This window comes from Symbiopectobacterium sp. RP (assembly GCF_050472005.1).
Classification (GTDB): Bacteria; Pseudomonadota; Gammaproteobacteria; order Enterobacterales; family Enterobacteriaceae; genus Symbiopectobacterium.
The window spans coordinates 264,882-291,731 of the sequence record NZ_JBGOGS010000002.1; the positions used below are offsets into that span (position 1 = coordinate 264,882).

A 26,850-nucleotide genomic window follows, 5' to 3' on the forward strand; every position below is an offset into this window, starting at 1 on the left:
GGTATCAGGCAGCCCCGTCAGCCTTTTCCTGAGCACGTCGTGCTTTATGCTGCGCGCGGCGTATACGGAAAAAATCGCTGAGGGTATGAGCGCATTCGGCAGCCAGCACGCCAGACGTGATCGTTATCTGATGATTCATGCTAGGATGGCGCAGGATGTCGACCAATGATCCTGCTGCTCCGGTTTTTTCATCGTTGGCACCATACACCAGTCGACCAATACGGCTGTGAACCATCGCCCCGGCGCACATCACGCAAGGCTCAAGCGTTACATACAGCGTCGCATTGATTAAGCGATAGTTCTGCAAGACTTTTCCCCCCTGACGCAGCGCCATGATTTCGGCATGCGCCGTCGGATCATGATGACCGATGGGGCGATTCCAGCCCTCACCAATCACCTGATTATCCAGAACCAGAACGGCACCGACGGGCACCTCCTCCTGCGCCCGTTGGGCCAGAGTCAGGGCATGACGCATCCAATATTCATCAGACGTGTCATGGCCATCAAGGGTGTCATTCATGGTGTCTCCTGGGTATTCATCGCGCTTTTTTGGTCGCGCGCATTATACAGGGTGTGAAGAAAAAGCAGAGTGCTTATTGCCTTGCTGACACCGTTATAGCCAAGCGACGTTATTTTGATAACAATTAGCTGTATTTTTTGCCACATATCAGGGCATTGGATGTAATCATTTTTAAGTCGGTTGGCTATATTGGTAAACCATTTGCAGCATCAAGCAGTAGGCTGGTTTGTAGTTCATAACCGACGTCGCCACCATGCGTCATTTTCAAACGTTCTTCTTTCCCATTGTGGGTACGAAACTGTAAATGAGACCAGTCGTGAACGACGGGAGCGTATGGATGCGGGCTAAGTGCAACCTGCCGGAGAGCCAGCGAAATAATCGGTTCATTGAGCTGACTGAAGCTAATACGTTCATTATTAAAAAAACGCCAAACGGCCTGAGTAGTGGCGAATGTTGTTTTCTGCGCACAGGCAAGGTCTTTAACGGCTGACGCCAATAGTGCTGGGGGAGTCATGTGTTGCTTAACCAGACGCTGATAACGCCGGTTAAGGCGGGCATCAATCCCGCCGATGGATAAGTTGAGATCATGCAGCAACGTAATAGCAGATATTGCAAAAGATGTGTATACCTATGCTCAACGAGCTGGGGCGTCTGTTAGTGCCTCTGCGCGAACTGCTCGAGTTCTGACTTATGCCAGCGGGTCAGCGTATCGGTGAGTATGAAAGCGTTGCTCTGGCTGGCTTCAACCTTACCGTGGCTTTGTTGAATAAATCAGAACTTGTAACGACTGCGCCCCATACGGGTCGATTGTTACGTGATGCGAATACTGTTCGGCATTCCTAATAGCGTGATCAGGTTAAGCGCTTTGACCATGACCATGGCTTCACCCACCTGACCATCGTAGTCTCTCAGACTTAGATGACCACCCAGAAGCCTTTTGAACCGGAACATGGCCGTTTCAGCCACTGAGCGCCGGTGATAGCCCACTTTCTTTTTCCAGATATCGTTACTACCGCTAATGCGCTGATTTGAAACAGCGGGGTTACGCTCGTGGTAGCGATCTTGCCAATATTGCGACCCCCTTCGTGGCGGGATAAGCGGTCTTATTTTCTTCCTCAGCAGAGCATCATAGCAGTAAACTGTATCCTAAGCGCCGTCAGCCGATGCCTCTCTGATTTTCCGGTGGGTCTGGTTTATCAGCGCCGGTAGAGCTTGGGCATCGGTCGTACCACTGAGCGACAAATCCACACAGATAATCTCATGCGTCACACTGTCTACTGCCAGGTGCAGCTTACGCCATACCCTGCGTCTGTCGGCACCATGCTGCCGGACTTTCCATTCGCCTTCGCCAAAGACCTTCAGGCCGGTTCCATCAATGACCAGATGTGAGATTTCACCACGGGTTGGCGTTTTTATGCTGATGTTCACTGTCTTTGCTCGCTTGCTGAGCAGCGAATAGTCTGGACAATGGAGCGACAATTTAATCAGTTTAAAAATCGAGTCACCAAAACCCTGTAAAGCCCTCAATGAAAGGCCAAACACGCGTTTCATCATCAGGACTGTGGTGATGGCCATATTTGAGTAGTGGAGCGGTCGTCCACGCCGTTCAGTAGTGTTTTTTTCCGTCCATGCAGCAATGGCTGATTCATCTAGCCATACGGTTAGAGAACCGCGCTGCTTGAGGGCCTTGTTATAAGAGGGCCAGCTGGTGATTTTAAAATTTTGTTTTGCCATGGAGACCTGATTTTGAAACAACTGTGTTGATCTGCTCCGATGATTACCCAAAAGTTCTATTTATTCAACAAAGCCCCTTACCGTTGCTACAATATCTCCCCGGCTTTGTTGAATAAACAGATTTTATACTGCCAGCCCAGTGAAACGACTGAACCCATAAAAGGCATCCCGTTAGCTTTTTGAAGTCAAAAATGTCATTCTAGACTCAACCTGCAACTATTTGATTAATAAGTGCGTAAAAAGATGTGTATAAGGAGATGCATAAAAGGGCACTTCGAAAAACCTCATGCTAGGCTGTGTCCCTTAATTGCGTAACCGGCGGTAAAACAAGCGGATGCAGCCCAGTTTCACCATTGCTAGATAGTTTCTTGCCATTTTTTCATAACGTGTGGCGATCCGTCGATATTCCTTTAAACGGCCAAAACACCTTTCCACAACGTTGCGACGGCGATAAGCATCACGATCAAGTTGCGAGCGTCCATCTGAAACCAGTTTTTCATTTGATTTTCGGGGAATAACCGTTTTTATCCCTCTTTTTTCAACTCGTTTAGCTATATAAACGGTTTTCCATGGGCCGTAACGTTCAGGTAAATCACGCCATGGTGCGCCTGAACACAGTATCCAGAACATGCCGTTGAAGATTTTTCGATGTTCTGCCCACGGCCGGCCGGCCCGCGGAGATCTCAAAACGGTTGGCAACAAGGGCTCAATGATTGCCCATGCTTCATCAGAAAGATCGTAGCGAGCCATAATAAAAAGTGTCGTAGAAACAGATGGATACTATAGCTCAAGCAATTAAGGGACACAGCCTAGGGAAATCTCGGCGATAAATTAGATGTACTAGCTCAGACCAGATCTGACAGTTACCGATTATTTATACAGGTGTCTGTCAGATTACATCTGCTTCAGATTCTTTTCTGCCCAGATCCGTTTTCCATCGAGTAAAGTGGCCATCGGCGTACGCCCGCAGCACATTTTTCCCTGATGAGTTCGCTCATTATTGTAATGCCACAACCAGTTGTCCAGATCTACCTGCAGGCTTTCCAGGTCTCCATATAACTTCTTGCCGAACGTAACCTGATAAAAATCCTGCAAAATGGTTTTATGGAAGCGTTCGCAGATGCCGTTCGTCTGCGGAGACATCGCCTTCGTTTTCGTATGCTCGATATCGTTGATAGCCAGATAAAGCTGATAATCATGCTGCTCCACTTTACCACAGTACTCCGTACCCCTGTCGGTCAGTATTCTCAGCACCGGCAGTCCCTGAGCCTCGTAGAACGGGAGTACGCGATCATTGAGCAGGTCGGCGGCGGTGAGCGGTGTTTTATTCGTATACAGCTTGCAGTGCGCCACTTTCGAGTACGTATCCACGAACGTCTGCTGGTAGATACGGCCCACCCCCTTCAGATTGCCCACGTAGAAGGTGTCCTGCGAGCCCAGATACCCGGGATGTGCCGTCTCGATTTCACCGCAGGCCTCATCATCGTGCGCCTTCTTCTCCAGGGCTGCGATTTGAGCGTCGGTAAGGACAATGCCTTCTCTGGCGACCTTTTCCTCAAGCGCCTTCAGGCGTTTACGGAAGTTCTCCAGGTCGTGTCGTTGCCAGATGGAGCGCACGCCGCTGCCGGAGATAAACACGCCTTTTTTACACAGCTCATTATTGGTCCGGTGCTGCCCATGGGGCGGGAACTCAATAGCATAATCAACAACCGTGCGTTCAGTGGCTTCGTCGGCGCGGTTCTTCAGGTTCGGAACCCGGCGGTTCTGGTTAACCAGCGCATCAATGGCGCCTTCAGCAGCCAGTTCCTGATAACGGTAAAATCTATCGCGTGACACGCCCATGCTCTTGCAGGCTTTTGATACGTTACCGAGTTCTTCGGCGAGATTGAGCAGGCCGGCTTTGTGTTTGATAATGGGATTGTTAGTATGAAGCATGAGAGTTACCTCTCGTTTTGTTTAAGGATTAGACACCCATATCAAAACCGGTAACTCTCAACCTTTCAAGGTCCAGTGTCAGATCTAGTCGCGACTAATACAAATTAGAGCAAAACCAAAAGAGTTTGGTTGTTTTTTTGTACTTTATGTGGGCTTTGTTGAATAATAGGTAATCATGCTGTTTTTCCATGCCAGTTTTGGTTGAAAATGTGGCTTTGTTGAATAAATAGATTTTATGCTGCAAAGCCCTTTATGTGCTCAAAAAACACCCAAATTTAGCAATAAAAAAGAGTTTTTAAAAATAAAAAATGAAGGCGTCTAGGTTTTTCGAGGTGCCCTAATGTAACCATCAATCATACAGGATTTCCGTAGAAGTCACAGTGAGGTGTTGATGATAATGGAGCCTTCTCCATTTCGATAAACCATACGTTTCTCTCCTGACCTGACTTTATTTTTATATTTAATTTTCTTGCATGCTTCACTTCAAGCAGGCTGTCTGGGGGAATTATCCCTTCGAATTCATCAACGGAAGATATTTTTGATATTGATTTAACGCCACCTGCTAACTTATACACAATGCAGTTATTCTCAACATCTCCCTGAATAGTATCACCAGCAAAAGCCCTTAAAGAGTAAGGGTTGTTGGTGAATGATAAAAATGTATTATTTATCATTATTGTACCCGTATCTATTAACCCTTCTTTCAGTTTGTAAATAAGAGGTTCAAAAAAACATCTGCCATCTGTTCTAACGGCCCTGTAGAAATCAATCTCTGAAAGCGGCATTTTATTTACTACATTAGTCAAGATTTTTTTCCGTTCCAAATGATGAATAGAACAAGAGGGATTATTTTCTGCTAGAAATTTATTTATATACTCCCAGGAGTCTGCAACGTAAGAATCAAGTGCATCACCCTCCTCATTGGAAATACAATGATTTGATGTGACATAATCGTCAATAGACGATGATAATCGTATTCCATATTCAGGATAAGCATCAAAAGAAAGAATTTTTTGCCAAAAATCCTGATGTTCACTATTAGATGTTCCTTTCCTAATATAAAGGTCATCAAAGGATGTTTTTCTCGGTATGATTTTCAACTAGTTGCCTCCTCAATAAGAATTGTGAACACATCAGGGCGAGATCTATACTCAACGTACTTCAAGATGCATCTGCCTATCCAGTAGAAGGGGTGGGCAGTGAGTCTTTCTCGCTGCCTTGCCGTGTATCTTGACGTTTATTGAGTATAACTGCTTTTGTATGGTTATTATGGATAAAAAACACACAAAATGAGGATAAAAAGCAATCTTTATATTGGTGACACCTTCTTTTGTAAGGATTATTCATTGGGTATATCTTTCAAAAATCGATTGCTGTGCAATTTTTAAGCAAAGTGGAATCCCGCCCTAGTGAACACATACCGACAGTATCATATTGTTGAGTAGCATAAAGAAGAAAAGTGAGTAAATCCTGATGAAATTACTCAGTTATAGCCAACAGACTTAAAAATGATTACAGCCAATGCCCTGATATGTGGTAAAAAAATACAGCTAATTGTTATCAAAATAATGTCGCTTGGCTATAGTGATTCGGATGCATGAGCGTTGCGAACACTGATGTGGTATCAGGTATAGTTTCCTGCCACCATGATCATAGGTATCTACACATCTTTTGCAATATCTGCTATTACGTTGCTGCATGATCTCAACTTATCCATCGGCGGGATTGATGCCCGCCTTAACCGGCGTTATCAGCGTCTGGTTAACCAACACATGACTCCCGCAGCACCATTGGCGTCAGCCGTTAAAGACCTTGCCTGCGCGCAGAAAACAACATTCGCCACTACTCAGGCCGGTTGGCGTTTTTTTAATAATGAACGTATTAGCTTCAGTCAGCTCAATGAACCGATTATTTCGCTGGCTCTCCGGCAGGTTGCACTTAGCCCGCATCCATACGCTCCCGTCGTTCACGACTGGTCTCATTTACAGTTTCGTACCCACAATGGGAAAGAAGAACGTTTGAAAATGACGCATGGTGGCGACGTCGGTTATGAACTACAAACCCGCCTACTGCTTGATGCTGCAAATGGTTTACCAATAGCGCCCCTGTCTCAAACTCTAACCGATAGGGCGGGTCGTCGTTCAACGCTAACCGAGGGCTTGTCTGAGAGTCTGACTCATATGGATGCTTTGACGGCTGATATCGCCCGCGTTGAGTCTCTTGATAGCGGGAAGAAGTTAGTTCATCTCATTGACCGTGAAGGTGACTCTATCGGGCATATGCGCACATTAAGCTCCCAGGGAATATGTTGGCTTATCCGGGGAAAGGAAGGGCATCGGGCCGAGTGGGGCGGTGACACCCGTAAAATTGGTGAAATTGCAGACGATCTGCCATTTATCGCAAACGGACAGGTTGGCTGGAAAGGGAAAAAAGCCAATATGGAGATCGGGGAAACATCCGTGATCATAACGCGAACAGCAAAAGCGAAGCGGAAAGACAAGAACACCGGACGGCGAGTGAAAGTTCAGCCAGGCGTAGCTCTGACACTCAGATTATAGCCAAGCGACATTATTTTGATAACAATTAGCTGTATTTTTTTGCTACATATCAGGGCATTGGCTGTAATCATTTTTAAGTCGGTTGGCTATAGTTGTGGTTCGCCTTACCGATACTCACGGTAAATTTATCGGACGCTGGACGCTGCTCACAAACGTTAGCAACGAGATCACCAGCGAGGAAGTCGCTCGCTGGTATTACTGGCGCTGGGGTATTGAATCCTTTTTTAAGCTGCTGAAAGGTGCCGGTCATGATGTAGAAAAATGGCTTCAGCGCAGTGCTGGTGCCCTGCTACGCTAGCATGGCATGTGTGCTGGTATGGCGGCTGCAACGCGCTGAAGGAGACGACAATGCGGCAGCCCATCAGTTAATTTGCCGATTATCCGGACGACAACAAAAACGAGGGCGTAAAGAAAGCGCCCCAGCGCTGCTTGCCGGACTATCCATCCTGCTAAATACCTTGACGTTATTAGCAGACTATACCCCGGAAGAACTTGCCCACTTCGCTATGGTGGTTTTTAACCCTTTATGATGTGTAGATACCTATGGCCCATGATCGGGGAAGACCCATAAATGAACACTACTACGCGACTTATTGTTTTCCTGTTAGCGCTGGCGGCCATCGTTGGCGCGGGTGCTTGGCTGCGCGCGACTACCAACCCACCATTGATAACCTCAATAATCTGCTGACAGCATGCAAAATGGAGAAACGCCAGCAGAATGAGGCGATATAGCCAAGCGACATTATTTTGATAACAATTAGCTGTATTTTTTTACCACATATCAGGGCATTGGCTGTAATCATTTTTAAGTCGGTTGGCTATATCAAAATCAGGCAATTACACAATATCGTGTACAGGCTCTCCACGCACAGCAAAAAGGGCTGTCCTCTCGGACAGCCCCTTCGCTATATTTAAAGCCTGGCAGTTCCCTACTCTCACATGGGGAAGCCCCACACTACCATCGGCGCTACGGCGTTTCACTTCTGAGTTCGGCATGGGGTCAGGTGGGACCACCGCGCTATCGCCGCCAGGCATATTCTGTTTTATCTTACCCGTCCTCACGGACCAGCAAGACCAATCTGTCTACAAGCTGAACTTCACGAGTTCTGATTCTCTACACCAACACCAAAACACCTTCGGCGTTGTAAGGTTAAGCCTCACAGGTCATTAGTACTGGTTAGCTCAATGCATCGCTGCACTTACACACCCAGCCTATCTACGTCGTCGTCTTCAACGGCCTTTCAGCGTCCTCTAGGGACAAGGGAGAACTCATCTCGGGGCAAGTTTCGTGCTTAGATGCTTTCAGCACTTATCTCTTCCGCACGTAGCTACCGGGCAATGCCATTGGCATGACAACCCGAACACCAGTGGTGCGTTCACTCCGGTCCTCTCGTACTAGGAGCAACCCCCCCCAATTCTCCAACGCCCACGGCAGATAGGGACCGAACTGTCTCACGACGTTCTAAACCCAGCTCGCGTACCACTTTAAATGGCGAACAGCCATACCCTTGGGACCTACTTCAGCCCCAGGATGTGATGAGCCGACATCGAGGTGCCAAACACCGCCGTCGATATGAACTCTTGGGCGGTATCAGCCTGTTATCCCCGGAGTACCTTTTATCCGTTGAGCGATGGCCCTTCCATTCAGAACCACCGGATCACTAAGACCTACTTTCGTACCTGCTCGAGCCGTCACTCTCGCAGTCAAGCTAGCTTATGCCTTTGCACTAACCTCCTGATGTCCGACCAGGATTAGCTAACCTTCGTGCTCCTCCGTTACTCTTTGGGAGGAGACCGCCCCAGTCAAACTACCCACCAGACACTGTCCCCAGTCCGGATTACGGACCCAGGTTAGAACATCAAACATTAAAGGGTGGTATTTCAAGGTTGGCTCCATGCAGACTGGCGTCCACACTTCAAAGCCTCCCACCTATCCTACACATCAAGGCTCAAGGTTCAGTGTCAAGCTATAGTAAAGGTTCACGGGGTCTTTCCGTCTTGCCGCGGGTACACTGCATCTTCACAGCGAGTTCAATTTCACTGAGTCTCGGGTGGAGACAGCCTGGCCATCATTACGCCATTCGTGCAGGTCGGAACTTACCCGACAAGGAATTTCGCTACCTTAGGACCGTTATAGTTACGGCCGCCGTTTACTGGGGCTTCGATCAAGAGCTTCTCCTTGCGGATAACCCCATCAATTAACCTTCCAGCACCGGGCAGGCGTCACACCGTATACGTCCACTTTCGTGTTTGCACAGTGCTGTGTTTTTATTAAACAGTTGCAGCCAGCTGGTATCTGCGACTGCGCAAAGCTTCAGGAGCAAGTCCCTACACCTCGCACAGCGTGCCTTCTCCCGAAGTTACGGCACCATTTTGCCTAGTTCCTTCACCCGAGTTCTCTCAAGCGCCTTGGTATTCTCTACCTGACCACCTGTGTCGGTTTGGGGTACGATCCAATGTTACCTGATGCTTAGAGGCTTTTCCTGGAAGCTGGGCATCTGTCACTTCAGTACCGTAGTACCTCGTCATCACGCCTCAGTGTTTAATAGCAACCCGGATTTACCAAAGTCACCCACCTACACGCTTAAACCGGGACAACCGTCGCCCGGATGACATAGCCTTCTCCGTCCCCCCTTCGCAGTAACACCAAGTACAGGAATATTAACCTGTTTCCCATCGACTACGCCTTTCGGCCTCGCCTTAGGGGTCGACTCACCCTGCCCCGATTAACGTTGGACAGGAACCCTTGGTCTTCCGGCGAGCGGGCTTTTCACCCGCTTTATCGTTACTTATGTCAGCATTCGCACTTCTGATACCTTCAGCAAACCTCACAGTTCACCTTCAACGGCTTACAGAACGCTCCCCTACCCAACAACACTAAGTGTCGCTGCCGCAGCTTCGGTGCATGGTTTAGCCCCGTTACATCTTCCGCGCAGGCCGACTCGACCAGTGAGCTATTACGCTTTCTTTAAATGATGGCTGCTTCTAAGCCAACATCCTGGCTGTCTATGCCTTCCCACATCGTTTCCCACTTAACCATGACTTTGGGACCTTAGCTGGCGGTCTGGGTTGTTTCCCTCTTCACGACGAACGTTAGCACCCGCCGTGTGTCTCCCGTGATAACATTCTTCGGTATTCGTAGTTTGCATCGGGTTGGTAAGTCGGGATGACCCCCTAGCCGAAACAGTGCTCTACCCCCGAAGATGAATTCACGAGGCGCTACCTAAATAGCTTTCGGGGAGAACCAGCTATCTCCCGGTTTGATTGGCCTTTCACCCCCAGCCACAAGTCATCCGCTAATTTTTCAACATTAGTCGGTTCGGTCCTCCAGTTAGTGTTACCCAACCTTCAACCTGCCCATGGCTAGATCACCGGGTTTCGGGTCTATACCCTGCAACTTAACGCCCAGTTAAGACTCGGTTTCCCTGCGGCTCCCCTATGCGGTTAACCTTGCTACAGAATATAAGTCGCTGACCCATTATACAAAAGGTACGCAGTCACACCCCGAAGGATGCTCCCACTGCTTGTACGTACACAGTTTCAGGTTCTGTTTCACTCCCCTCGCCGGGGTTCTTTTCGCCTTTCCCTCACGGTACTGGTTCACTATCGGTCAGTCAGGAGTATTTAGCCTTGGAGGATGGTCCCCCCATATTCAGACAGGATAACACGTGTCCCGCCCTACTCATCGAGCTCACAACCTGTGCGTCTTCGTGTACGGGACTATCACCCTTTACTGTGCGACTTTCCAGACGCTTCCACTGACACACAAGCTGATTCAGACTCTGGGCTCTTCCCCGTTCGCTCGCCGCTACTGGGGGAATCTCGGTTGATTTCTTTTCCTCGGGGTACTAAGATGTTTCAGTTCCCCCGGTTCGCCTCATGCCACTATGTATTCATGACATGATAGTGCAACGAATTGCACTGGGTTTCCCCATTCGGGTATCGTCGGTTATAACGCTTCATATCAGCTTGCCGACGCTTTTCGCAGATTAGCACGCCCTTCATCGCCTCTGACTGCCTAGGCATCCACCGTGTACGCTTATTCACTTAACCTCACAACCCGAAAATGTCTCGGGTGTGAAAGCTTGAGAGAATCACAATATTGGTAGTGAGCCAATATTGCTCGTTTCAATTTTCAGCTTGTTCCAGATTGTTAAAGAGCAAATATCGTAAACACGACTCGTAAGTCATCTTTACGTTATTGTCGGTTGCGCAGAACCGGTGATAATGTCTTTCACTCATTATCGGTTGGCGTCCCCAAGGGGATTCGAACCCCTGTTACAGCCGTGAAAGGGCAGTGTCCTAGGCCTCTAGACGATGGGGACACGAAAACCCGATTAACTCAACTGCTCTAATCGGTTCGTATCAGCATGAATCAGAGACTCATTCATCAACAGGTGCTTTTTGCTCAGCATTTTCATCAGACAATCTGTGTGGACACTTCACAGAATCAGTACCATCAGGTAAGGAGGTGATCCAACCGCAGGTTCCCCTACGGTTACCTTGTTACGACTTCACCCCAGTCATGAATCACAAAGTGGTAAGCGCCCTCCCGAAGGTTAAGCTACCTACTTCTTTTGCAACCCACTCCCATGGTGTGACGGGCGGTGTGTACAAGGCCCGGGAACGTATTCACCGTAGCATTCTGATCTACGATTACTAGCGATTCCGACTTCATGGAGTCGAGTTGCAGACTCCAATCCGGACTACGACGTACTTTATGAGGTCCGCTTACTCTCGCGAGGTCGCTTCTCTTTGTATACGCCATTGTAGCACGTGTGTAGCCCTACTCGTAAGGGCCATGATGACTTGACGTCATCCCCACCTTCCTCCAGTTTATCACTGGCAGTCTCCTTTGAGTTCCCGACCGAATCGCTGGCAACAAAGGATAAGGGTTGCGCTCGTTGCGGGACTTAACCCAACATTTCACAACACGAGCTGACGACAGCCATGCAGCACCTGTCTCAGAGTTCCCGAAGGCACCTTCGTATCTCTACAAAGTTCTCTGGATGTCAAGAGTAGGTAAGGTTCTTCGCGTTGCATCGAATTAAACCACATGCTCCACCGCTTGTGCGGGCCCCCGTCAATTCATTTGAGTTTTAACCTTGCGGCCGTACTCCCCAGGCGGTCGATTTAACGCGTTAGCTCCGGAAGCCACGCCTCAAGGGCACAACCTCCAAATCGACATCGTTTACAGCGTGGACTACCAGGGTATCTAATCCTGTTTGCTCCCCACGCTTTCGCACCTGAGCGTCAGTCTTCGTCCAGGGGGCCGCCTTCGCCACCGGTATTCCTCCAGATCTCTACGCATTTCACCGCTACACCTGGAATTCTACCCCCCTCTACGAGACTCTAGCTTGCCAGTTTTGAATGCAGTTCCCAGGTTAAGCCCGGGGATTTCACATCCAACTTAACAAACCGCCTGCGTGCGCTTTACGCCCAGTCATTCCGATTAACGCTTGCACCCTCCGTATTACCGCGGCTGCTGGCACGGAGTTAGCCGGTGCTTCTTCTGCGAGTCACGTCAATCAGCAAGGTTATTAACCTTGCTGCCTTCCTCCTCGCTGAAAGTGCTTTACAACCCGAAGGCCTTCTTCACACACGCGGCATGGCTGCATCAGGCTTGCGCCCATTGTGCAATATTCCCCACTGCTGCCTCCCGTAGGAGTCTGGACCGTGTCTCAGTTCCAGTGTGGCTGGTCATCCTCTCAGACCAGCTAGGGATCGTCGCCTAGGTGAGCCATTACCTCACCTACTAGCTAATCCCATCTGGGCACATCTGATGGCGTGAGGCCCGAAAGTCCCCCACTTTGGTCTTGCGACGTTATGCGGTATTAGCTACCGTTTCCAGTAGTTATCCCCCTCCATCAGGCAGTTTCCCAGACATTACTCACCCGTCCGCCGCTCGTCACCCAGAGAGCAAGCTCTCTTGTGCTACCGCTCGACTTGCATGTGTTAGGCCTGCCGCCAGCGTTCAATCTGAGCCATGATCAAACTCTTCAATTTAAAGTTTGATTTGCTTCTACTCGAGAAGCGATGCTCAAAGAATTATTACTGTCAGTTCGTAATGAATTAACTGTTGTTCACTCTTCAAGACTTTTATTTTTTTAAGCCCGAAGGCTTTACGATAAAGTCCTGTGAGTGCCCACACAGATTGTCTGATTAATTGTTAAAGAGCGTTGCGACTCGGCTTGCAGCCTGCTGTCGCGAGGTGGCGTATAGTACGCTTTCCTCTTTAAGAGTCAACGATTATTTTCATTTGAAAGTGAATCGTTTTTCTCTTGCTGACCTCGCCTTGAATCGCTTCGTGTCAACGGAGGCGCATTATAGGGATCCCAATAATTTACACAACCCCTTTTTTCATCTTTTTTTCCGTTTGTTCAAATTCCGCCCGATAAGCCCGATTTTACTCATTTACGCTGTTCGATAACGCGCGGCAAATCGGCCAGACTATCAATCACAATATCAGCCAGCGCTTCGCCTTGCTCGGTAATCGGCTTGCCCGTACGCACCAGCACTTTTGTCCCGACACCCGCCGCAATGGCAGCCTGCATGTCTTCTTCTTTATCACCGACCATATAAGAAGCGGCCATATCAATATTGAGGAAGCTCTGCGCTGAGAGAAACATGCCCGGCTTGGGTTTACGGCAGTCACACTCCTGATGATATTCCCCTTGCCCCTGTTCTGCGTGGTGGGGACAGAAATAGATGCCGTCCAAATCGACTCCGCGATCGGCCAGCGACCAATCCATCCACTCGGTCAGGTGCATGAAATCGTCTTCACTGAACATGCCGCGCGCAATACCGGATTGGTTAGTCACCAGCACCAGCGCAAATCCTTTCTTCTTCAGCTCACTCATCGCGTCGATAACGCCATCAATAAACTCAAACTGATCGATCTCATGAACGTAAGCATGATCGACATTAATCGTGCCGTCGCGATCAAGAAAAACGGCTGGAATCGGTTGTGCCACTGCTATGTGCTCCTGATGGCGTTATTTGCGCGTTAGTATCGCATGTTTTTGTACTTTGCGAGAATGCGTCATAACGACAAAGTAAATTGACTTAGACGTCTAGACACCCTAACATCCGTACAATATTCTGCATACAGCAGACGTTGATCTATCCCGCGATAGGCACTTACAATAAATAAAGATGATTAAACTTTCTAACATTACAAAAATTTTCCAGCAGAAAGGCCGGACCATCACAGCACTGGACAATGTCAGTCTGTATGTCCCTGCTGGGCAGATCTATGGGGTTATCGGCGCATCCGGCGCAGGTAAAAGTACGTTGATCCGCTGTGTAAATCTGCTGGAGTGCCCGACACACGGTGAGGTATTGGTTGGTGACCAGGATTTGATGGCGCTGTCCGAAGCGCAGTTAACCAAAGCACGCCGCCAGATTGGCATGATCTTCCAGCACTTTAATCTTTTGGCGTCTCGTACCGTGTTTGGTAACGTGGCCCTGCCTCTTGAGCTGGACACCACGCCAAAAAACGAAATTACCCGCCGCGTCAACGAACTGCTCGAACTGGTGGGGCTATCGGACAAGCACGATGCTTACCCGGCAAATCTGTCCGGCGGGCAAAAGCAGCGCGTTGCGATTGCTCGCGCGCTGGCCAGCAATCCCAAGGTACTGCTGTGTGACGAGGCAACCAGTGCGCTCGATCCGGCCTCTACGCGTTCCATTCTCGAATTTCTCAAAGACATTAATCGCCGTTTAGGGATAACCATCCTGTTGATCACCCATGAAATGGATGTGGTAAAACGCATCTGCGATCAGGTAGCCGTGATCAGTGGCGGTCAATTGATTGAGCAGGACACGGTCAGTGAAGTGTTCTCTCACCCTAAAACACCTCTGGCACAAACCTTTATTCAGTCTACGCTACACTTGGATATCCCCGAGGATTACCAATCCCGTCTTATCGCCGCACCGCACAACGACCAGAACACCCCGCTGCTACGGCTGGAATTTACCGGTCAATCCGTCGATGCGCCGTTACTTTCAACGATCGCGCGCCGCTTTAACGTCAATAACAATATCATCGGTGCGCAGATGGATTACGCAGGTGGCGTCAAATTCGGCATCATGTTGGCCGAGATGCACGGCGAAGAACAGGACACGGTGGCCGCCATCGCGTTTTTACAGGAACACCATGTGAAAGTTGAGGTGCTGGGCTATGTCTGAAGCAATGATGTGGTTGATGGCGAAAGGCGTTTGGGAAACTGTTGTGATGACGTTTGTTTCTGGCTTCTTTGGCTTTGTGCTGGGATTGCCGGTTGGCCTAATGCTTTATATTACCCGTCCAGGTCAGATCGTTGCCAACCCGCCGCTGTATCGCACACTGTCAGCGTTGGTGAATATTTTCCGTTCTATTCCGTTCATTATTTTGCTGGTGTGGATGATTCCGTTCACACGCGCCATCGTCGGCACCTCTATCGGGTTGAAGTCAGCCATTGTGCCATTGACCGTAGGCGCAGCACCGTTTATCGCGCGTATGGTAGAAAACGCCCTGCTGGAAATCTCCAGCGGATTGATCGAGGCCGCGCGCGCTATGGGAGCCACGCCGTTACAAATTATTCGTAAGATTCTGCTGCCAGAAGCACTTCCCAGTCTGATCAATGCCGCCACCATCACACTTATCACCCTGGTAGGCTATTCTGCAATGGGGGGGGCAGTCGCTGCCGGTGGGTTAGGTCAAATTGGTTATCAGTATGGATACATTGGTTATAACGCCACAGTCATGAATACGGTATTAATATTACTGGTTGTTCTGGTCTACCTGATCCAATTCGTAGGCGATCGCACGGTACGGGCAGTAACTCATAAATAAGTTGTATTAGTTGCGACTAGATCTGACACTGGACCTTGAAAGGTTGAGAGTTACCGGTTTTGATATGGGTGTCTAATCCTTAAACAAAACGAGAGGTAACTCTCATGCTTCATACTAACAATCCCATTATCAAACACAAAGCCGGCCTGCTCAATCTCGCCGAAGAACTCGGTAACGTATCAAAAGCCTGCAAGAGCATGGGCGTGTCACGCGATACATTTTACCGTTATCAGGAACTGGCTGCTGAAGGCGCCATTGATGCGCTGGTTAACCAGAACCGCCGGGTTCCGAACCTGAAGAACCGCGCCGACGAAGCCACTGAACGCGCGGTTGTTGATTATGCTATTGAGTTCCCGCCCCATGGGCAGCACCGGACCAATAATGAGCTGTGTAAAAAAGGCGTGTTTATCTCCGGCAGCGGCGTGCGCTCCATCTGGCAACGACACGACCTGGAGAACTTCCGTAAACGCCTGAAGGCGCTTGAGGAAAAGGTCGCCAGAGAAGGCATTGTCCTTACCGACGCTCAAATCGCAGCCCTGGAGAAGAAGGCGCACGATGATGAGGCCTGCGGTGAAATCGAGACGGCACATCCCGGGTATCTGGGCTCGCAGGACACCTTCTACGTGGGCAATCTGAAGGGGGTGGGCCGTATCTACCAGCAGACGTTCGTGGATACGTACTCGAAAGTGGCGCACTGCAAGCTGTATACGAATAAAACACCGCTCACCGCCGCCGACCTGCTCAATGATCGCGTACTCCCGTTCTACGAGGCTCAGGGACTGCCGGTGCTGAGAATACTGACCGACAGGGGTACGGAGTACTGTGGTAAAGTGGAGCAGCATGATTATCAGCTTTATCTGGCTATCAACGATATCGAGCATACGAAAACGAAGGCGATGTCTCCGCAGACGAACGGCATCTGCGAACGCTTCCATAAAACCATTTTGCAGGATTTTTATCAGGTTACGTTCCGCAAGAAGTTATATGGAGACCTGGAAAGCCTGCAGGTAGATCTGGACAACTGGTTGTGGCATTACAATAATGAGCGAACTCATCAGGGAAAAATGTGCTGCGGGCGTACGCCGATGGCCACTTTACTCGATGGAAAACGGATCTGGGCAGAAAAGAATCTGAACCAGATGTAATCTGATAGACACCTGTATAAATAATCGGTAACTGTCAGATCAGGTCTGAGCTAGTACAAATAAGTTTTACTACACGTCGGACTATGCCGCTGTCGGCAAGCCGCAACACGTTAAATATGCAGAGGTTAAGGAAATGACAATCAAATTTAAAACCGTCGCCGCACTGGGTACGCTACTGGGTGCACTGGCGCTGGCAGGCTGCGGACAAGAAGAAAAAGACCCAAACCACATCAAAGTCGGTGTTATTGTGGATGCTGAGCAACAAATTGCTGAAGTTGCACAGAAAGTGGCTAAAGACAAATATGGCCTGACCGTGGAACTGGTGTCCTTTAACGATTATGTGCTGCCGAACGAAGCGCTGAGCAAAGGGGATATCGACCTGAATGCCTTCCAGCACAAACCTTATCTGGACCAACAGATCAAAGACCGTGGCTACAAACTGGTTGCTGTCGGCAATAGCTTTGTCTACCCGATCGCTGGCTACTCTAAAAAAATTAAATCATTAGACGAGCTGCAAAACGGGGCGCAAATTGCACTGCCTAACGATCCGACCAACCTTGGTCGCTCTCTGCTGCTGCTGCAAAAGCAGGGTCTGGTCAAACTGAAAGATAACGTTGGCCTGCTGCCGACCGTGCTGGACGTGGTTGAAAACCCGAAAAACCTGAAACTGGTCGAATTGGAAGCACCGCAACTGCCACGCTCTCTGGATGACGATCAAATCGCACTGGCTATCATCAACACCACCTATGCCAGCCAGATTAACCTGACACCGACCAAAGACGGTCTGTTCGTGGAAGAGAAAGACTCTCCGTACGTAAACCTGATTGTGTCACGTGAAGACAACAAAGACGCGGCCAATGTGAAAAAATTCGTTCAGGCTTACCAGTCAGACGAAGTTTATGAAGCGGCCAACAAGATTTTCAACGGCGGCGCGGTGAAAGGCTGGTAATATCACCCGATACGCGAGTGACAATTATTTCAAGACGGGCCTCGGTGCCCGTCTTGTTATTTGTGTCGTAGCTTGCTTCAATAAGCGCACTTCAAAAGAAGAATAGTAGAGAGGAAATGCTATGCGTGCTATACCGCTCGTGTTTTTAGCGCTGTCATTAACAGGATGTTCCCTGCTGCAACCCAAAACGGCACACACACCGCAACCAGTTATCGAACCTACTGTCGAAGCGCCGGCCAAAGCGAAACAGGCTCCGCGTCCGGCAACCGCCGTGTTGTATAACAATGCGGAAGAGTTGGTGGGTAAACCGTTCCGCGATATGGGCGAAGTGTCCGGCTCTGTGTGCCAGGCTAGCATGCAAGATACCCCCGCGACGGTTGCAAATACCCGCCGCCGTCTGCAAACGCGTGCAACAGCGATGCGCGCCAATGCTGTTCTGATGCACAACTGTCAGGTCGTCAGTGGCGTTGCAGGCTGCTATCGGCAGGCCATTTGTGAAGGCACTGCACTGAAAATTTCTTCTCAATAAAGCCGGGCAATGACCACCTATCATTTCGATCAGATTGGCGTTATCCGTTCGCCTTATAAAGAAAAATTCGCCGTGCCACGGCAACCCGGCCTGATTGAAGATGGCGACGGAGAACTGCATCTTCTGCCACCTTACCACCAGCCAGAAGCGGTGCGTGGGCTGGACGAGTTATTAGCAAATCTGGTGTATGGCGATCAGGCTACGTTCCGCTCTGATGCTTCGTGGATCTGTTCTCCATCCTTAAATTGGACGTTGCTTACAACCAGGGTCAGCAGGTCAAATCCTCTTAGTTGATTCCAGCTTTTCTGAGCAGACTGGAGCAGCTTAAATACCATTGACAGGGTTGTTTCTCTCGAACCACCGTTCTTCGCGCCTCTGCTTCGTAGCCTCACAGTCGCAAAAGCCGATTCAATCGGATTTGTCGTTCTTATTGACGCCCAGTGCTCTGACGGGAAGTCGTAGAATGCCAGCAGTTCTTCTCGAGCTTTCTCTAGCTTCTTCATCGCTGCAGGATACTTCGCTGAAAACCTCGCCAACAAACATCAAAGGCTTCATTAGCGGCATCGCGGCTCTCTGCTAGACAAACCTCCCGCAGCTCAGCCTTAACTTTCGGTTGCATGGCTTTGGGGAGTGAAGCCAACACATTATAGCCAACCGACATTATTTTGATAACAGCCAGCTATGCTTTTTTTGCCGCATATCAGGGCGTTGGCTGTAATCATTTTTAAGTCGGTTAGTTATATGTTCAATCCAACATCAAAAGTAGGTTACTTTAATGGACGAAAAACAGTTACAGGCTCTGGCTAACGAGCTGGCCAAAAATCTCAAAACCCCTGACGCTCTCAACCCGTTTGATCGCCTGCTGAAAAAGATCAGCGTTGAAGCTGCCCTTAATGCTGAAATGACCCATCACCTAGGGCATGAGAAGCACCAGTCCAAATCTGGAACTAACACGCGCAATGGCTATTCCACAAAGACTGTTATAGCAAAGCGACATTATTTTGATAACAATTAGCTGTATTTTTCTGCCACATATCAGGGCATTGGCTGTAATCATTTTTAAGTCGGTTGGCTATATCAAGAGACTCAACGCGGGCGATATCAGCCGTCAAAGCATCCATATGAGTCAGACTCTCAGACAAGCCCTCGCTTAGCGTTGAACGACAACCCGCCCTATCGGTTAGAGTTTGAGACAGGGGCGCTATTGGTAAACCATTTGCAGCATCAACCAGTAGGCTGGTTTGTAGTTCATAACCGACGTCGCCACCATGCATCATTTTCAAACGTTCTTCTTTCCCATTGTGGGTACGAAACTGTAAATGAGACCAGTCGTGAACGACGAGAGCGTATGGATGCGGGCTAGGTGCAACCTGCCGGAGAGCCAGCGAAATAATCGGTTCATTGAGCTGACTGAAGCTAATATAGCTAAAAGACTTAATTTTGATTACACCATATGGACTGAGAACAAAATCTCTGTATCGCAACCACTCTCTCTTTTTTTGCTTTTTGCTTGTGCCCATTTATGCTCAATGGGGTTAAGATCTGGCGAATATGTAGGCAAATACTTCACCATATACCCTGCATCGATGATGACTTGTTGAATATTATGTTTTTTGTGAAAAGTTGCATTGTCCATCACGATTACCCTGTTTTTAGGGAGTACTGGGATAAAGACTTGTGTGACCCAGGAATAGAAAACATCGCTGTTAATATTGATATCAAATAATCCGATAGCAAACAGCGTTGTGCCTAATAAAGCGCCGATAACATTTGTTCTTCCCTTGGCTCCCCCGTTCTTCAGGCCAAAACACCGTTGACCTTTTGGGGAATAGCCGTGAGTCCGTGGGGTATCGTGTGGAAAACCATTTTTATCAATAAAAACAATAGGTTTGCCTTCTTTTTCATACTGTTGTATTTTTTGTTGAAATGCTTGCCGGGCGCTTCCGTCGGCTTTCGGATGACGTAGAGTTTTTTTTATAGGTCAATCCCAGCTTTTTAAGAGCTTGCCAAATGGCCTTCTGACAAACGCCAAAACGCTCTGCACGTTCTTTTTGGTAAGCATCTGGATATGGTTCAACATCTTTTATCAACTCGGATTTATCGATCTTTCGCTGACGCGTGGTTGATGCTTTTGACGCTATTTGATTAATCCAACGCGATACAGAGGCAGGGCCAATCCGAAATTGCTTCGCTGTTTCTCGGATACTCAACCCTTCTTCTTCCCGTGTAGATATCACTTTACATCTAAAATCAATTGAATAGCTCATTTAAATAATGTAATCAAAATTAAGTCGTTTAGCTATACGTTCATTATTAAAAAAACGCCAAACGGCCTGAGTAGTGGCGAATGTTGTTTTCTGCGTGCAGGCAAGGTCTTTAACGGCTGACGCCAATGGTGCTGCGGGAGTCATGTGTTGCTTAATCAGACGCTGATAACGCCGGTTAAGGCGGGCATCAATCCCGCCGATGAATAAGTTGAGATCATGCAGCAACGTAATAGCAGATATGGCTTTGTTGAATAAACATATTTTATGCTGCACCCCCAGTGAAACGACAGATCCTCGCAACGCAAAATCATGCAGTTAGGCCTCATAAGAAAACTGTAAACCTGAGGTGACAAGCATTTTCTACCAAAACTGATTGGAAAAACAGCATGACTCACTATTATTCAACAAAGCCAGCAGATATTGCAAAAGATGTGTAGATACCTATGCCTTCAGGCGCTGGAGACGTTCGGTGGGACATGGGATCAGCGCTATCCGCAGATAAGCCGGAGCTGGCAGTCAAACTGGTTGAGAGCGTCAGGGGTTTTGAGATTTTTGGCCAGCTCGTTAGCCAGAGCCTGTAACTGTTTTTCGTCCATAAAGTAACCTGCTTTTGATGTTGGATTGAACATATCAAAATCAGGCAATTACACAATCTCGTGTACAGGCTCACGTTCAACGAACCCCAGTACAGCCATAAAGTGAGAGGGCAGTTCTGGCCTCTACCCTGTTTGCCTTTGCGGCAGTAGCTGCCTTTACCTTTCTTGTTCTTCTCAATGCGTTGTCGGAACAAGGGGTCATGCAACAATGCTTCCAGCGCATTGTCTTGGATCTTGCCTTTCTTGTGCTGATAAGTGCTCATCACATCTCTCTTGGTTACATTGTTAATCCGATTTATCGCCACGCGCCAACGCTTGCCACGTTAGCCTATTTTTCGGGCGCTATTCTTTCACCAGAAAACGTACTGTGCAAGCGATCGGCATATTCACCGTGTAAAAAATCGGTACTCATCCCTTTCTGTTGCAGGTTAAGTTCCAGCATGTGTAGCCGACAACACAGGTTTTCATGCGCTTCCGATTCAGGGAGCGTATTGGCGAGCAGGTCGCGTAGCGTCAGGGCATCTTTACGCAATGCCAATTCCGGCGGCAGATACCCCGCATTCTTCAGTAAACGGTATCCCGTGCGCAGATCTTCGGGTACAGCGCTATCATCGTCAAGTTGCAGGGGCTTTCCCGCACCGGGAAGATTATCGAACTCACCCGCTTGCTGTGCCGTCTGGATATGACGCTCGCACATCGCATCAATCCACCACATGTTCCCTCCTTCAAAAACGTCTCAAGCAAACGGTGCTCTTGGCAAACGTGATACGTTAACAAAACCGCCATTTGCTAAACAATAGACGTAAAAAAACCGGGTTTCCCCGGTTTTTTTAACCCACCGTTGATGATTACTCAGCAGCAGTGGTTTCTTCTGCTTGTGCAGCTGAACGATCAACCAGCTCGATGTAAGCCATCGGCGCGTTGTCGCCTGCACGGAAGCCACACTTCAGAATGCGAGTGTAACCACCGGCACGGCTCGCGAAACGCGGGCCCAGTTCATTAAACAGTTTTGCCACGATCTCATTATCACGAGTACGGGCGAATGCCAGACGACGATTAGCAACGCTGTCGGTCTTGGCAAGAGTAATCAGCGGTTCAACAACACGGCGCAGCTCTTTTGCTTTTGGCAGGGTCGTCTTGATGATCTCATGACGAACCAAAGAACCAGCCATGTTACGGAACATAGCCTGACGATGGCTGCTGTTACGGTTCAGTTGACGACCACTCTTACGATGGCGCATGACCTTATCCTTCTCAGTAAAACCTTAACCTGTGACCGGATTATTCATCAGTAATGCTTGCCGGCGGCCAGTTTTCCAAGCGCATGCCCAGAGAAAGACCACGTGAGGCGAGCACATCTTTAATCTCGGTAAGAGATTTTTTACCCAAGTTAGGCGTTTTCAGCAATTCAACCTCGGTACGCTGTACCAGATCACCGATGTAGTGGATAGCTTCTGCCTTGAGGCAGTTAGCAGAGCGGACAGTCAATTCCAGATCGTCAACAGGGCGCAGCAGGATCGGATCGAATTCTGGTTTCTCTTCTTTCACTTCTGGCTGATGTACATCACGTAAATCAACAAAAGCTTCCAGTTGTTCAGCCAGAATGGTTGCCGCACGGCGGATCGCCTCTTCAGGATCGATCGTGCCATTGGTTTCCATTTCGATGACCAGCTTGTCCAAGTCGGTACGTTGTTCAACACGAGCTGCTTCAACATTGTAGGCAATACGCTCTACCGGGCTGTAGCAAGCATCGACCAACAAACGGCCAATCGGGCGCTCATCTTCTTCCGTATGAATACGGGCAGAAGCCGGCACATAACCACGACCACGTTGAACTTTGATACGCATGCTGATAGCTGCGTTTTCATCGGTCAGATGGCAGATCACGTGCTGCGGCTTGACGATTTCGACATCACCATCATGGGTGATGTCTGCTGCAGTCACAGGGCCAATGCCAGATTTATTCAGGGAAAGGATAACTTCATCTTTACCTTGAACTTTCACCGCCAGCCCTTTCAGGTTGAGCAGGATTTCCAGGATATCTTCCTGTACGCCTTCTTTGGTGCTGTACTCGTGCAGTACACCATCAATCTCAACCTCGGTCACCGCGCAACCTGGCATGGATGAAAGCAGAATACGGCGCAGTGCGTTGCCAAGCGTATGGCCGAAACCACGCTCTAACGGCTCAAGGGTCACCTTGGCGTGCGTCGAACTTACTTGCTCGATATCGACTAGGCGCGGTTTTAGAAACTCTGTCACAGAACCCTGCATTGTGTCCTCTCTTTGGTACTAAGCTTTACTTGGAGTAAAGCTCGACGATCAGGTGTTCATTAATGTCCGCAGACAGATCGGTACGTTCAGGAATACGTTTGAACACACCTTCCATCTTGGCAGCATCAACTTCCAGCCAAGTCGGCTTTTCACGCTGTTCAGCAAGCTCCAATGCTGCTTTCACGCGAGATTGCTTTTTAGCTTTCTCACGGATGCTGACGACATCATTCGGTGATACCTGATAAGAAGCGATGCTGACAACGCGACCGTTTACCATAACAGCTTTGTGGCTTACCAGCTGACGCGCTTCTGCACGAGTGGCGCCGAAGCCCATACGATAAACCACGTTATCCAGACGTCCTTCCAGCAGTTGCAGCAGGTTTGCACCTGTGTTGCCTTTCAGACGAGCAGCTTCTTTATAGTAGTTACGGAATTGACGCTCCAGAACACCATAGATACGGCGAACTTTTTGTTTCTCACGCAACTGCACGCCATAATCAGACAGACGCGGTTTACGCGCACCGTGCTGACCAGGGCCTTGTTCGATCTTACACTTGGAATCGATCGCACGAACACCGGACTTAAGAAACAGGTCGGTGCCTTCACGACGGCTCAGCTTGAGCTTAGGACCCAAATATCTAGCCATTTTCTTTCTCCAACTATCCTAAAAGCGGCGTTATACGCGACGCTTTTTCGGCGGACGACAACCGTTATGGGGGATCGGAGTCACATCAGTAATATTAGTGATGCGGAAACCAGCCGCGTTCAGAGCGCGGATAGTAGACTCACGACCCGGACCAGGTCCCTTAACCATAACTTCCAAGTTCTTGATACCGTATTCTTTCACGGCTTCAGCGCAACGTTCAGCAGCTACCTGAGCGGCGAACGGCGTAGATTTACGAGAACCACGGAAACCGGAACCACCGGCTGTTGCCCAACCCAGCGCGTTACCCTGACGATCGGTAATGGTCACGATGGTGTTGTTAAAAGAAGCATGGATATGAGCCACACCGTCAGAAACTTGTTTTCTTACACGCTTACGTGCACGAATAGGTGCTTTTGCCATTATTCAATCACCCCGATTATTTCTTGATCGGTTTGCGCGGACCCTTACGGGTACGTGCGTTGGTCTTAGTACGCTGACCGCGCACTGGCAGACCACGACGATGACGCAAACCGCGATAGCAACCAAGGTCCATCAGGCGCTTGATGCTCATACTGATTTCACGGCGCAGATCACCTTCGACAACGAATTTGGCAACTTCTACACGCAGCGTTTCGATTTGCTCTTCAGACAGCTCACTGATCTTAACATCTTCAGCAATACCCGCCGCCGCACAAATGGCCTTGGAACGAGTCTTACCGACGCCATAGATCGAGGTTAACGCGATCACGGCATGTTTCTGATCAGGAATGTTAATGCCTGCTATACGGGCCACTATGCACTCCTATTATTCAATATGTACGCTCCATGCTGAAAAGCCCGTTTTCAGGATACTCAAATGGAAACGCACAGACATACAAAAGATTGGCTGGCTAATCTAGCCAGCTCAATCCAACTTTGCAAGAAAAATATGCGAGATAATCAGCCTTGGCGCTGTTTATGCTTCGGCTCGGCGCTGCAAATCACACGAACGACACCGTTACGCTTAACGATTTTGCAGTTACGACATAATTTCTTGACGGAAGCACGAACTTTCATTTTTACTCTCCGTAACTTCTCAAGCAACCCAATTAGCGGTTATAGCCTTTCAGATTTGCTTTCTTCAATGCAGACTCATACTGACTTGACATCATCAGAGTTTGCACTTGAGCCATAAAGTCCATGATAACCACGACGACGATCAACAGGGATGTACCCCCAAAATAGAAGGGGACCTTCATCGCATCACGCATGAACTCCGGGATCAGGCAGATAAAGGTAATGTACATTGCGCCGACCAGAGTCAGGCGGGTCATCACCTTATCGATGTATTTCGCCGTTTGCTCTCCCGGACGAATTCCTGGCATGAATGCACCGGACTTCTTCAGGTTATCTGCTGTTTCGCGCGGGTTGAAAACCAACGCCGTGTAGAAGAAACAGAAGAAGATGATTGCAGTCGCATAGAGTAGCACATAAAGCGGTTGTCCGGGCTGCAAATACATCGAAATAGTTGTCAGCCAGTTCCAACCGGTACCGCCCCCAAACCACGATGCAATCGTCGCAGGGAACAGGATGATGCTGGAGGCGAAAATTGCCGGGATAACCCCTGCCATGTTCACTTTCAGCGGTAAGTGCGTACTCTGTGCTGCATAAACCCGACGACCTTGCTGACGCTTTGCGTAGTTAACGACGATACGACGCTGGCCACGCTCAATGAAAACAACGAAGAAGGTTACTGCAAACACTAAAACTGCAACCAACAGCAGCACGAGGAAGTGCAGGTCGCCTTGCCGAGCTTGCTCGATAGTGTGGGCAATTGCCGGCGGTAAGCCCGCAACGATACCCGCAAAGATCAAGATAGAGATACCGTTACCGATACCGCGCTCAGTAATCTGTTCGCCCAGCCACATCAGGAACATGGTCCCGGTCACCAGACTTACAACAGCCGTAAAGTAAAATGCAAAGCCCGGATTAATCACTAGGCCCTGCATTCCTGGCATATTCGGTAAACCGGTAGCAATACCGATTGACTGGAATATGGCCAGTACTAACGTACCGTAACGGGTGTACTGGCTAATCTTGCGACGGCCAGCCTCCCCTTCTTTCTTGATTTCCGCCAACGTGGGGTGAACCACCGTCAGCAGCTGGATAATAATGGAGGCCGAAATGTACGGCATAATACCCAGCGCAAAGATAGAAGCACGGCTGAGAGCACCACCAGAGAACATGTTGAACATTTCAATGATGGTGCCACGCTGTTGTTCGAGCAATTTGGCAAGCACAGTGGCATCAATACCAGGGATCGGAATAAAAGAGCCGATACGGAAAACGATAAGCGCGCCGATTACAAACAGCAGTCTGTGTTTCAGCTCGCCAACGCCACCCTTAGCACTTTGAAAATCTAATCCTGGTTGCTTAGCCATCTGCTACTTATTCCTCAATTTTACCGCCAGCAGCTTCGATAGCAGCACGCGCGCCTTTGGTCACACGCAGACCACGAATCGTTAGCGGACGGGAAACTTCACCAGACAGGATCACTTTCGCGAACTCGATCTGAACGCCGATAACGTTAGCAGCCTTCAGCGTGTTCAGGTCAACGACGTCGCCATCTACGCGAGCCAGATCGGACAGACGGATTTCCGCTGTGAGCATCGCTTTGCGAGAGGTAAAGCCGAATTTCGGCAGACGACGATACAACGGCATCTGACCACCTTCGAACCCACGACGTACGCCACCGCCAGAACGAGACTTCTGACCTTTGTGACCACGACCGCCGGTTTTACCGAGGCCAGAACCGATACCACGCCCTAAACGCTTCGGCGCGTGCTTCGCGCCTTCGGCCGGAGACAGAGTATTCAAACGCATCT

Annotated in this window: 30 protein-coding genes, 1 tRNA gene, 3 rRNA genes and 5 pseudogenes; 10 read left to right on the forward strand and 29 right to left on the reverse strand. The window is 49.1% G+C overall.

Annotation, left to right across the window (positions count from 1 at the left end; genetic code table 11):
• Positions 1-4 precede the first annotated feature (4 nt).
• From tadA to ACD630_RS19400, 7 genes and pseudogenes are all read right to left on the reverse strand, one after another.
• Positions 5-520 (reverse strand): tRNA adenosine(34) deaminase TadA, encoded by a 516-nt coding sequence (gene tadA, locus ACD630_RS19370; RefSeq protein ID WP_430360340.1) that lies wholly within the window; start codon positions 518-520, stop codon positions 5-7.
• Positions 517-666 carry a hypothetical protein gene (locus ACD630_RS19375; RefSeq protein WP_430360341.1) on the reverse strand — a complete coding sequence of 50 codons (150 nt, stop codon included), beginning with the start codon at positions 664-666 and terminating at the stop codon, positions 517-519. Before ACD630_RS19375 ends, tadA begins: the two co-directional genes overlap by 4 nt.
• A 38-nt stretch (positions 667-704) precedes the next feature.
• Positions 705-1,115 carry a hypothetical protein gene (locus tag ACD630_RS19380; RefSeq protein ID WP_430360342.1) on the reverse strand — a complete coding sequence of 137 codons (411 nt, stop codon included), beginning with the start codon at positions 1,113-1,115 and terminating at the stop codon, positions 705-707.
• 215 nt (positions 1,116-1,330) lie between these two features.
• A pseudogene (locus ACD630_RS19385) lies at positions 1,331-2,254 on the reverse strand (IS5 family transposase).
• A 303-nt stretch (positions 2,255-2,557) separates the two neighbouring features.
• The gene (locus ACD630_RS19390; RefSeq protein ID WP_430360343.1) at positions 2,558-3,004 is read right to left on the reverse strand and encodes a transposase; all 447 of its coding nucleotides are present in this window, start codon (positions 3,002-3,004) and stop codon (positions 2,558-2,560) included.
• A gap of 144 nt (positions 3,005-3,148) precedes the next feature.
• Positions 3,149-4,189 (reverse strand): IS481 family transposase, encoded by a 1,041-nt coding sequence (locus tag ACD630_RS19395; RefSeq protein ID WP_430360344.1) that lies wholly within the window; start codon positions 4,187-4,189, stop codon positions 3,149-3,151.
• A gap of 353 nt (positions 4,190-4,542) precedes the next feature.
• Positions 4,543-5,289: an ADP-ribosyltransferase gene (locus tag ACD630_RS19400; RefSeq protein WP_430360345.1), complete on the reverse strand. Its 747-nt coding sequence runs from the start codon at positions 5,287-5,289 to the stop codon at positions 4,543-4,545.
• A gap of 591 nt (positions 5,290-5,880) precedes the next feature.
• On the opposite strand from ACD630_RS19400, the gene ACD630_RS19405 reads away from it, so the two are divergent.
• The 3 genes from ACD630_RS19405 to ACD630_RS19415 all read left to right on the forward strand — a co-directional run bounded on the left by ACD630_RS19405 (position 5,881) and on the right by ACD630_RS19415 (position 7,277).
• Positions 5,881-6,747 (forward strand): hypothetical protein, encoded by an 867-nt coding sequence (locus tag ACD630_RS19405; RefSeq protein ID WP_430360346.1) that lies wholly within the window; start codon positions 5,881-5,883, stop codon positions 6,745-6,747.
• A gap of 82 nt (positions 6,748-6,829) precedes the next feature.
• Positions 6,830-7,045 (forward strand): hypothetical protein, encoded by a 216-nt coding sequence (locus tag ACD630_RS19410; RefSeq protein WP_430358886.1) that lies wholly within the window; start codon positions 6,830-6,832, stop codon positions 7,043-7,045.
• Between the two features lies 1 nt (position 7,046).
• Positions 7,047-7,277 carry a hypothetical protein gene (locus tag ACD630_RS19415; protein WP_430358885.1) on the forward strand — a complete coding sequence of 77 codons (231 nt, stop codon included), beginning with the start codon at positions 7,047-7,049 and terminating at the stop codon, positions 7,275-7,277.
• A 120-nt stretch (positions 7,278-7,397) separates the two neighbouring features.
• Here ACD630_RS19415 and ACD630_RS19420 read toward each other — a convergent pair whose 3' ends face one another.
• From ACD630_RS19420 to gmhB, 6 genes are all read right to left on the reverse strand, one after another.
• Positions 7,398-7,550, reverse strand: coding sequence for a hypothetical protein (locus ACD630_RS19420; protein WP_430360347.1), 153 nt, complete (start codon positions 7,548-7,550; stop codon positions 7,398-7,400).
• A gap of 113 nt (positions 7,551-7,663) precedes the next feature.
• A 5S ribosomal RNA gene (rrf, locus tag ACD630_RS19425) occupies positions 7,664-7,779 on the reverse strand.
• 114 nt (positions 7,780-7,893) lie between these two features.
• Positions 7,894-10,800: ribosomal RNA gene (locus ACD630_RS19430) — 23S ribosomal RNA — on the reverse strand.
• 196 nt (positions 10,801-10,996) lie between these two features.
• Positions 10,997-11,072, reverse strand: a tRNA-Glu gene (locus ACD630_RS19435).
• A 139-nt stretch (positions 11,073-11,211) separates the two neighbouring features.
• A 16S ribosomal RNA gene (locus tag ACD630_RS19440) occupies positions 11,212-12,753 on the reverse strand.
• The 16S, 23S and 5S rRNA genes sit together here with 1 tRNA gene alongside, the layout of an rRNA operon.
• 404 nt (positions 12,754-13,157) lie before the next feature.
• A complete protein-coding gene (gene gmhB / locus ACD630_RS19445; RefSeq protein WP_430360348.1) occupies positions 13,158-13,721 on the reverse strand; it encodes a D-glycero-beta-D-manno-heptose 1,7-bisphosphate 7-phosphatase in 564 nt (187 codons plus the stop codon).
• 181 nt (positions 13,722-13,902) lie between these two features.
• Here gmhB and metN point away from each other — a divergent pair, with 181 nt between their 5' ends.
• From metN to ACD630_RS19475, 6 genes and pseudogenes are all read left to right on the forward strand, one after another.
• The gene (gene metN, locus ACD630_RS19450; protein WP_430360349.1) at positions 13,903-14,937 is read left to right on the forward strand and encodes a methionine ABC transporter ATP-binding protein MetN; all 1,035 of its coding nucleotides are present in this window, start codon (positions 13,903-13,905) and stop codon (positions 14,935-14,937) included.
• A complete protein-coding gene (locus tag ACD630_RS19455) occupies positions 14,930-15,583 on the forward strand; it encodes a methionine ABC transporter permease MetI (protein ID WP_430360350.1) in 654 nt (217 codons plus the stop codon). The genes metN and ACD630_RS19455 overlap by 8 nt, the downstream gene beginning before the upstream one ends.
• A 104-nt stretch (positions 15,584-15,687) precedes the next feature.
• Positions 15,688-16,728, forward strand: a complete 1,041-nt coding sequence (locus ACD630_RS19460) for an IS481 family transposase (RefSeq protein WP_430360351.1) — start codon at positions 15,688-15,690, stop codon at positions 16,726-16,728.
• Positions 16,729-16,861: 133 nt separating this feature from the next.
• A complete protein-coding gene (locus ACD630_RS19465) occupies positions 16,862-17,677 on the forward strand; it encodes a MetQ/NlpA family lipoprotein (RefSeq protein ID WP_430360352.1) in 816 nt (271 codons plus the stop codon).
• 121 nt (positions 17,678-17,798) lie between these two features.
• Positions 17,799-18,206, forward strand: coding sequence for an Rcs stress response system protein RcsF (rcsF, locus tag ACD630_RS19470; RefSeq protein ID WP_430360353.1), 408 nt, complete (start codon positions 17,799-17,801; stop codon positions 18,204-18,206).
• Positions 18,207-18,215: 9 nt separating this feature from the next.
• Positions 18,216-18,374, forward strand: a pseudogene (locus ACD630_RS19475) (tRNA (N6-threonylcarbamoyladenosine(37)-N6)-methyltransferase TrmO); the annotation flags it as partial.
• Between the two features lie 26 nt (positions 18,375-18,400).
• Here ACD630_RS19475 and ACD630_RS19480 read toward each other — a convergent pair.
• Positions 18,401-18,852, reverse strand: a pseudogene (locus ACD630_RS19480) (transposase); the annotation flags it as partial.
• Between the two features lie 129 nt (positions 18,853-18,981).
• Here ACD630_RS19480 and ACD630_RS19485 point away from each other — a divergent pair.
• A pseudogene (locus ACD630_RS19485) lies at positions 18,982-19,191 on the forward strand (transposase); the annotation flags it as partial.
• Here ACD630_RS19485 and ACD630_RS19490 read toward each other — a convergent pair.
• The 15 genes and pseudogenes from ACD630_RS19490 to rplO all read right to left on the reverse strand — a co-directional run bounded on the left by ACD630_RS19490 (position 19,187) and on the right by rplO (position 26,848).
• The gene (locus ACD630_RS19490) at positions 19,187-19,726 is read right to left on the reverse strand and encodes a hypothetical protein (protein ID WP_430360354.1); all 540 of its coding nucleotides are present in this window, start codon (positions 19,724-19,726) and stop codon (positions 19,187-19,189) included. The pseudogene ACD630_RS19485 and the gene ACD630_RS19490 overlap by 5 nt on opposite strands.
• Positions 19,651-20,184 (reverse strand): IS630 family transposase, encoded by a 534-nt coding sequence (locus ACD630_RS19495; protein WP_430361202.1) that lies wholly within the window; start codon positions 20,182-20,184, stop codon positions 19,651-19,653. The genes ACD630_RS19490 and ACD630_RS19495 overlap by 76 nt, the downstream gene beginning before the upstream one ends.
• A complete protein-coding gene (locus tag ACD630_RS19500; protein WP_430360355.1) occupies positions 20,108-20,473 on the reverse strand; it encodes an IS630 transposase-related protein in 366 nt (121 codons plus the stop codon). Before ACD630_RS19500 ends, ACD630_RS19495 begins: the two co-directional genes overlap by 77 nt.
• Positions 20,474-20,698, reverse strand: a complete 225-nt coding sequence (locus ACD630_RS19505; RefSeq protein WP_430360356.1) for a hypothetical protein — start codon at positions 20,696-20,698, stop codon at positions 20,474-20,476.
• Between the two features lie 263 nt (positions 20,699-20,961).
• Positions 20,962-21,102 carry a hypothetical protein gene (locus ACD630_RS19510; RefSeq protein WP_430361314.1) on the reverse strand — a complete coding sequence of 47 codons (141 nt, stop codon included), beginning with the start codon at positions 21,100-21,102 and terminating at the stop codon, positions 20,962-20,964.
• 80 nt (positions 21,103-21,182) lie between these two features.
• Positions 21,183-21,332, reverse strand: a pseudogene (locus ACD630_RS19515) (alternative ribosome-rescue factor A); the annotation flags it as partial.
• 65 nt (positions 21,333-21,397) lie between these two features.
• Positions 21,398-21,784, reverse strand: a complete 387-nt coding sequence (locus tag ACD630_RS19520; RefSeq protein ID WP_430360357.1) for a DUF1992 domain-containing protein — start codon at positions 21,782-21,784, stop codon at positions 21,398-21,400.
• 133 nt (positions 21,785-21,917) lie between these two features.
• Positions 21,918-22,310: a 50S ribosomal protein L17 gene (gene rplQ / locus ACD630_RS19525; protein WP_430360358.1), complete on the reverse strand. Its 393-nt coding sequence runs from the start codon at positions 22,308-22,310 to the stop codon at positions 21,918-21,920.
• Between the two features lie 40 nt (positions 22,311-22,350).
• Positions 22,351-23,340, reverse strand: coding sequence for a DNA-directed RNA polymerase subunit alpha (locus tag ACD630_RS19530; RefSeq protein WP_430360359.1), 990 nt, complete (start codon positions 23,338-23,340; stop codon positions 22,351-22,353).
• Positions 23,341-23,365: 25 nt separating this feature from the next.
• Positions 23,366-23,986: a 30S ribosomal protein S4 gene (gene rpsD / locus ACD630_RS19535; protein WP_195316370.1), complete on the reverse strand. Its 621-nt coding sequence runs from the start codon at positions 23,984-23,986 to the stop codon at positions 23,366-23,368.
• Positions 23,987-24,016: 30 nt separating this feature from the next.
• Entirely contained in the window at positions 24,017-24,406 is a 390-nt protein-coding gene (gene rpsK / locus ACD630_RS19540) for a 30S ribosomal protein S11 (RefSeq protein WP_002919257.1), read from the reverse strand.
• Positions 24,407-24,422: 16 nt separating this feature from the next.
• A complete protein-coding gene (rpsM, locus tag ACD630_RS19545; protein ID WP_222158725.1) occupies positions 24,423-24,779 on the reverse strand; it encodes a 30S ribosomal protein S13 in 357 nt (118 codons plus the stop codon).
• A 146-nt stretch (positions 24,780-24,925) separates the two neighbouring features.
• Positions 24,926-25,042 carry a 50S ribosomal protein L36 gene (gene rpmJ / locus ACD630_RS19550; RefSeq protein ID WP_002227352.1) on the reverse strand — a complete coding sequence of 39 codons (117 nt, stop codon included), beginning with the start codon at positions 25,040-25,042 and terminating at the stop codon, positions 24,926-24,928.
• Positions 25,043-25,074: 32 nt separating this feature from the next.
• On the reverse strand, positions 25,075-26,406 hold the full coding sequence (secY, locus tag ACD630_RS19555; RefSeq protein ID WP_430360360.1) for a preprotein translocase subunit SecY: 1,332 nt from the start codon (positions 26,404-26,406) through the stop codon (positions 25,075-25,077).
• A 7-nt stretch (positions 26,407-26,413) separates the two neighbouring features.
• A complete protein-coding gene (rplO, locus tag ACD630_RS19560) occupies positions 26,414-26,848 on the reverse strand; it encodes a 50S ribosomal protein L15 (protein ID WP_430360361.1) in 435 nt (144 codons plus the stop codon).
• Positions 26,849-26,850 lie beyond the last annotated feature (2 nt).

What these genes read in the sequence shown, in the direction of transcription:
- ACD630_RS19510 (WP_430361314.1), bottom strand. Translation starts at nt 21,102, where the DNA reads ATGTTCAATCCAACATCAAAAGCAGGTTACTTTATGGACGAAAAACAG.
- ACD630_RS19420 (WP_430360347.1), bottom strand. Translation starts at nt 7,550, where the DNA reads ATGATTACAGCCAATGCCCTGATATGTGGTAAAAAAATACAGCTAATT.
- ACD630_RS19530 (WP_430360359.1), bottom strand. Translation starts at nt 23,340, where the DNA reads ATGCAGGGTTCTGTGACAGAGTTTCTAAAACCGCGCCTAGTCGATATC.
- rplQ (WP_430360358.1), bottom strand. Translation starts at nt 22,310, where the DNA reads ATGCGCCATCGTAAGAGTGGTCGTCAACTGAACCGTAACAGCAGCCAT.
- rpsD (WP_195316370.1), bottom strand. Translation starts at nt 23,986, where the DNA reads ATGGCTAGATATTTGGGTCCTAAGCTCAAGCTGAGCCGTCGTGAAGGC.
- ACD630_RS19375 (WP_430360341.1), bottom strand. Translation starts at nt 666, where the DNA reads ATGTGGCAAAAAATACAGCTAATTGTTATCAAAATAACGTCGCTTGGC.
- ACD630_RS19490 (WP_430360354.1), bottom strand. Translation starts at nt 19,726, where the DNA reads ATGGGCACAAGCAAAAAGCAAAAAAAGAGAGAGTGGTTGCGATACAGA.
- tadA (WP_430360340.1), bottom strand. Translation starts at nt 520, where the DNA reads ATGAATGACACCCTTGATGGCCATGACACGTCTGATGAATATTGGATG.
- ACD630_RS19500 (WP_430360355.1), bottom strand. Translation starts at nt 20,473, where the DNA reads ATGAGCTATTCAATTGATTTTAGATGTAAAGTGATATCTACACGGGAA.
- rplO (WP_430360361.1), bottom strand. Translation starts at nt 26,848, where the DNA reads ATGCGTTTGAATACTCTGTCTCCGGCCGAAGGCGCGAAGCACGCGCCG.
- ACD630_RS19465 (WP_430360352.1), top strand. Translation starts at nt 16,862, where the DNA reads ATGACAATCAAATTTAAAACCGTCGCCGCACTGGGTACGCTACTGGGT.
- rpsK (WP_002919257.1), bottom strand. Translation starts at nt 24,406, where the DNA reads ATGGCAAAAGCACCTATTCGTGCACGTAAGCGTGTAAGAAAACAAGTT.
- ACD630_RS19415 (WP_430358885.1), top strand. Translation starts at nt 7,047, where the DNA reads ATGGCATGTGTGCTGGTATGGCGGCTGCAACGCGCTGAAGGAGACGAC.
- metN (WP_430360349.1), top strand. Translation starts at nt 13,903, where the DNA reads ATGATTAAACTTTCTAACATTACAAAAATTTTCCAGCAGAAAGGCCGG.
- ACD630_RS19390 (WP_430360343.1), bottom strand. Translation starts at nt 3,004, where the DNA reads ATGGCTCGCTACGATCTTTCTGATGAAGCATGGGCAATCATTGAGCCC.
- rpmJ (WP_002227352.1), bottom strand. Translation starts at nt 25,042, where the DNA reads ATGAAAGTTCGTGCTTCCGTCAAGAAATTATGTCGTAACTGCAAAATC.
- secY (WP_430360360.1), bottom strand. Translation starts at nt 26,406, where the DNA reads ATGGCTAAGCAACCAGGATTAGATTTTCAAAGTGCTAAGGGTGGCGTT.
- rcsF (WP_430360353.1), top strand. Translation starts at nt 17,799, where the DNA reads ATGCGTGCTATACCGCTCGTGTTTTTAGCGCTGTCATTAACAGGATGT.
- ACD630_RS19455 (WP_430360350.1), top strand. Translation starts at nt 14,930, where the DNA reads ATGTCTGAAGCAATGATGTGGTTGATGGCGAAAGGCGTTTGGGAAACT.
- ACD630_RS19520 (WP_430360357.1), bottom strand. Translation starts at nt 21,784, where the DNA reads ATGTGGTGGATTGATGCGATGTGCGAGCGTCATATCCAGACGGCACAG.
- ACD630_RS19395 (WP_430360344.1), bottom strand. Translation starts at nt 4,189, where the DNA reads ATGCTTCATACTAACAATCCCATTATCAAACACAAAGCCGGCCTGCTC.
- ACD630_RS19460 (WP_430360351.1), top strand. Translation starts at nt 15,688, where the DNA reads ATGCTTCATACTAACAATCCCATTATCAAACACAAAGCCGGCCTGCTC.